The sequence below is a fragment of the Micrococcus sp. HSID17227 genome, assembly GCF_003989405.1.
In the GTDB taxonomy this organism is placed as follows: Bacteria; Actinomycetota; Actinomycetes; order Actinomycetales; family Micrococcaceae; genus Micrococcus; species Micrococcus luteus.
In genome coordinates this window covers 1-3,857 of the sequence record NZ_RBLN01000200.1, presented here as the reverse complement: position 1 = coordinate 3,857, position 3,857 = coordinate 1, and the positions used below count along the sequence as shown (strand labels likewise).

Here is a 3,857-nt window from a genome sequence, read left to right as displayed (position 1 = left end):
CCCAGGTGCGTGGCCGGCTTCGGTGTCGTGGCCGTCTCCGCCGCCCGCGCGGCGCGCAACGCCGTCATCCCGCTGTGGGCCACGCACCTGGGCCTGGACGCGGCGACGGCGTCGCTCGTCTTCGGCCTGGCCGGCGCGGCGGACCTGCTGCTCTTCTACCCCTCGGGTCGGCTCATGGACCGCTTCGGCCGGCGCGCTGTGGCGGTGCCGTGCCTGACCCTGCTGGGGGCGGGGTTCCTGGCGATCAGCCTCACCCGGGAGCCGACGGCGTTCGCGGCGGCGGCGGTGCTGCTGGGCATCGGCAACGGCTTCGGCGCGGGGATCGTGATGACCCTCGGGGCGGACCACTCGCCGCCGAACGCGCGCGCCCCGTTCCTCGGTCTGTGGCGCTCGATGTCCGACGCGGGGATGCTCGCCGGGCCGCTGCTGCTCTCCGGGGCGACCGCCGCGGCCGGGCTGGCCGTCGGCGTCGGCTCCCTCGCGGTCGTCTGCGGTGTCGGAGCGGTCGTGTTCGCCGCGGTGCTGCCGCGCGGGCCTGGGGCTGTGGCGGACCCGCCGCCCGTCGTCGTGCGCCCCCGCTGACCGGGGCGCCGGACCATCGGCTCAGTCGGCGGTCTCGTCCGGGGGGATGGTCTGCCCGGAGGCCTGGTCGTCGAAGACCATGTACGTCTGCGTGTCGACGACGCTCGGCAGGGTCTGCAGTTCGTCGAAGATCACACGGCGCAGGTCGGCGGTGTCCCGCGCGCGGACCAGCAGGATCACGTCCATGTTCCCGCCCACGAGGGAGACGTGGGAGACCTCGGGGATGGCCAGAAGCGTGGCGCGCAGCTCGCGCCAGTCGTGCTGACGCAGCTTCATGGTCACGTGGGCGGAGGCCCCGAAGCCGACCTTGACGGGGTCGACCCGCACGGTGAAGCCTGTGATCACGCCCGCGTCCTGCAGGCGGTTCAGACGCGAGTAGCAGTGCGCGCGGGAGATGTGCACGCGCTCGGCCAGGGCCGCGACGGACATCCGCCCGTCCTGCGTCAGTTCGCGGACGATCGCGCGGTCCACGCGGTCCAGCGGCTCGGCGGCCATGGCTCCTCCTGGGGCGGGGCGGACGGGGTCGGCCACGCGGCGGCGGACCGTCTACGTGGCACGAGTCACCATAGCAGTTCGTCCGATGGAGTGCCTGGTTTGCACCCGATTGTCTCGTGATCCCGGGCGGGCGAGCGACACATTGACCCTCTTGGGCACACTGAAGGCCACAGATCGAGAGGACCCGCCATGAGTGACCCCACCCCCGCCGTGCCCGGGGCCGCCCGGACCGACGAGGCCGAGACCCGCCCGAACGCCGGCGCCGCCTTCGGCATCTCCCTCGAGGAGTACCTGCTCCCCGCCGCCCGCCGCATCCAGCTGATCGGCGAGGACGGCACTCTGCTGGCCCCGGAGGAGCAGGGCACCGAGCCCGGCCACGAGTATCCCCTGCCCTCCGACGAGGAGCTGCTGGCCGCCTACCGCCACCTCGTCATCGGCCGCCGCGTCAACGACCAGGCCTACGCCCTGGTGCGCCAGGGTCGCATGGCCGTCTATCCGTCCTCGCATGGCCAGGAGGCCTCCGAGGTCGCCGCCGCCGTCTGCCTGGGCGAGCACGACTGGCTGTTCCCGACCTACCGCGACACCGTGGCCGTGATCGCCCGCGGCGTCCCGCCGCTCGAGGTGATGGTGGCCTACCAGGGCACCTGGCATCAGGGCTACGACCCCCAGAAGCACCACGTCTCCATCCAGTCCACGCCCCTGACCACCCAGATGCTGCACGCCGTCGGGATGGCCAAGGCCGCCCGCCTGCGCGGCGAGGAGGTCGTGTGCCTGGCCATGGTCGGCGACGGCGGCACCTCCGAGGGCGACTTCCACGAGGCGCTGAACTTCGCGGCCGTGTTCAAGCTGCCGGTGATCTTCTTCGTGCAGAACAACAAGTTCGCCATCTCCGTGCCGTTCGCCAAGCAGTCGGCCGCCCCGTCCCTGGCCCACAAGGCCGTGGGCTACGGCCTGGCCGGCGAGCGCGTGGACGGCAACGACCTCGGCGCCCTGCTGGCCGTGCTGGGCCGCGCCGTGGAGCTGTGCCGGCAGGGCCAGGGCCCCTTCCTCGTGGAGGCGGACACCTACCGCATGCAGGCGCACACCAACACGGACGACCCCTCGCGCTACCGCGACGACGCCGAGGTGAAGGAGTGGGAGGCGCGCGACCCGCTGCGCCGCATGACCGCCTACCTCGAGTCCACCGGCGCCCTCACCGAGGAGGTCTCGGCCCAGATCGCCCGCGACGCCGAGGACGTCGCGCAGCAGCTGCGTGACGCCATGAACGCCGAGACGGAGCTCGATCCGCTCGAGCTGTTCGACCACGTCTACTCCGTGCAGACCCCGCAGCTCGCCGCCCAGCGTGCGCAGCTGGCCGAGGAGCTGTCCCGTTCCGAGAACCAGGAGGCCTGAGCATGGCGACCCTGACCTTCGCCGCCGCGCTCAACGCGGCGCTGGCCGACGAGATGGCCGCCGACGACATGGTGGTGGTGTTCGGCGAGGACGTCGGCACCCTCGGCGGTGTCTTCCGCATCACGGACGGGCTGACCGCGCGCTTCGGCGAGGAGCGCTGCTTCGACACCCCGCTGGCCGAGTCCGGCATCGCGGGCATGGCCGTGGGCATGGCCCTCGGCGGCGCCCGCCCCGTGATCGAGATGCAGTTCGACGCGTTCGCATACCCGGCCTTCGAGCAGATCGCCTCGCACGTGGCCAAGATGCGCAACCGCACCAAGGGCGCCACGCCCATGCCGATCACCATCCGCATCCCCTACGGCGGCGGCATCGGCGGCGTGGAGCACCACTGCGACTCCTCCGAGTCCTACTACGCGCACACCCCGGGCCTGAAGGTGTACACCCCGGCCTCGGTGAAGGACGCGTACATGATGCTGCGCTCGGCCATCCGTCTGGACGATCCGGTGGTCTTCATGGAGCCCAAGAAGATGTACTGGACCAAGGCCGAGCTCGACCTCGACCAGCTGCGCGAAGAGTTCGAGGAGGGCTGGGCCCGCGTCGAGGACAAGAAGGAGCACGGCGAGGCCTGGGCGCGCGCCGCCGTCGTCCGCGAGGGCACGGACGTCACCCTCGTCTCCTACGGCCCCTCCGTCCCCACCTGCCTCGCCGCCGCCCACGCGGCCGCGGAGGAGGGGCTCGCGGTGGAGGTCGTGGACCTGCGCACCGTGAACCCGCTGGACGAGGACACGATGACCGCCTCGGTCGCCAAGACCGGCCGCGCCGTCGTCGTCGCCGAGCCGCAGGGCTTCGCGTCCGTGGCCTCCGAGCTGGTGGCCCGGATCCAGCAGCGCTGCTTCCACTCGCTGGCGGCGCCCGTGGGCCGCGTGACCGGCTTCGACATCCCGTTCCCCGCGCCGAAGCTCGAGGAGCACCACCTGCCGAACATCGACCGCATCCTGGACGCGATCGACGACCTGAACTGGGACCTGGACGCCGAGGAGGCCCGCGCATGAGCAACACCTTCCTGCTGCCCGACCTGGGCGAGGGCCTGACCGAGGCCGACATCGTCCGCTGGCTCGTCGCCGAGGGCGACACCGTGGCCGTCGACCAGCCCATGGTCGAGGTCGAGACCGCCAAGGCCCTCGTCGAGGTGCCGAGCCCGTACGCCGGCACCGTGCTGATCCTGCACGGCGCCGAGGGCGAGACGATGGACGTCGGCAGCCCGCTGATCACCATCGGCGAGGCCGGCGAGTCCGGTGAGGGCTCCGCGCCCGTCGCCGGCACCGAGACCCTCGCCGTCCCACCGTCCACCGGTGCGGCCGCGGCCGAGGCCGCCCGCCCCGGCGCGA

General features: G+C 72.5%; 5 protein-coding genes. 4 read left to right on the top strand and 1 reads right to left on the bottom strand.

The window, feature by feature from the left end:
• A partial coding sequence (locus D8M29_RS09345; RefSeq protein ID WP_148111563.1) for an MFS transporter occupies positions 1-582 on the top strand: 582 nt, incomplete at its 5' end.
• A gap of 21 nt (positions 583-603) precedes the next feature.
• Here the strand turns inward: D8M29_RS09345 and D8M29_RS09340 are convergent.
• Positions 604-1,077 carry an Lrp/AsnC family transcriptional regulator gene (locus D8M29_RS09340; RefSeq protein WP_036316705.1) on the bottom strand — a complete coding sequence of 158 codons (474 nt, stop codon included), beginning with the start codon at positions 1,075-1,077 and terminating at the stop codon, positions 604-606.
• A gap of 189 nt (positions 1,078-1,266) precedes the next feature.
• Here D8M29_RS09340 and D8M29_RS09335 point away from each other — a divergent pair, with 189 nt between their 5' ends.
• From D8M29_RS09335 to D8M29_RS09325, 3 genes are all read left to right on the top strand, one after another.
• On the top strand, positions 1,267-2,469 hold the full coding sequence (locus D8M29_RS09335) for a thiamine pyrophosphate-dependent enzyme (RefSeq protein ID WP_036382945.1): 1,203 nt from the start codon (positions 1,267-1,269) through the stop codon (positions 2,467-2,469).
• Between the two features lie 2 nt (positions 2,470-2,471).
• Positions 2,472-3,521, top strand: a complete 1,050-nt coding sequence (locus D8M29_RS09330) for an alpha-ketoacid dehydrogenase subunit beta (RefSeq protein ID WP_010080328.1) — start codon at positions 2,472-2,474, stop codon at positions 3,519-3,521.
• Positions 3,518-3,857, top strand: a 340-nt coding sequence (locus D8M29_RS09325) for a biotin/lipoyl-containing protein (protein ID WP_305034224.1), incomplete at its 3' end; no start/stop codon positions are given. The genes D8M29_RS09330 and D8M29_RS09325, both read left to right, overlap by 4 nt.

Excerpts from the sequence above, each read along its gene's own strand:
- D8M29_RS09335 (WP_036382945.1), top strand. The coding sequence starts at position 1,267 with ATGAGTGACCCCACCCCCGCCGTGCCCGGGGCCGCCCGGACCGACGAG.
- D8M29_RS09340 (WP_036316705.1), bottom strand. The coding sequence starts at position 1,077 with ATGGCCGCCGAGCCGCTGGACCGCGTGGACCGCGCGATCGTCCGCGAA.
- D8M29_RS09330 (WP_010080328.1), top strand. The coding sequence starts at position 2,472 with ATGGCGACCCTGACCTTCGCCGCCGCGCTCAACGCGGCGCTGGCCGAC.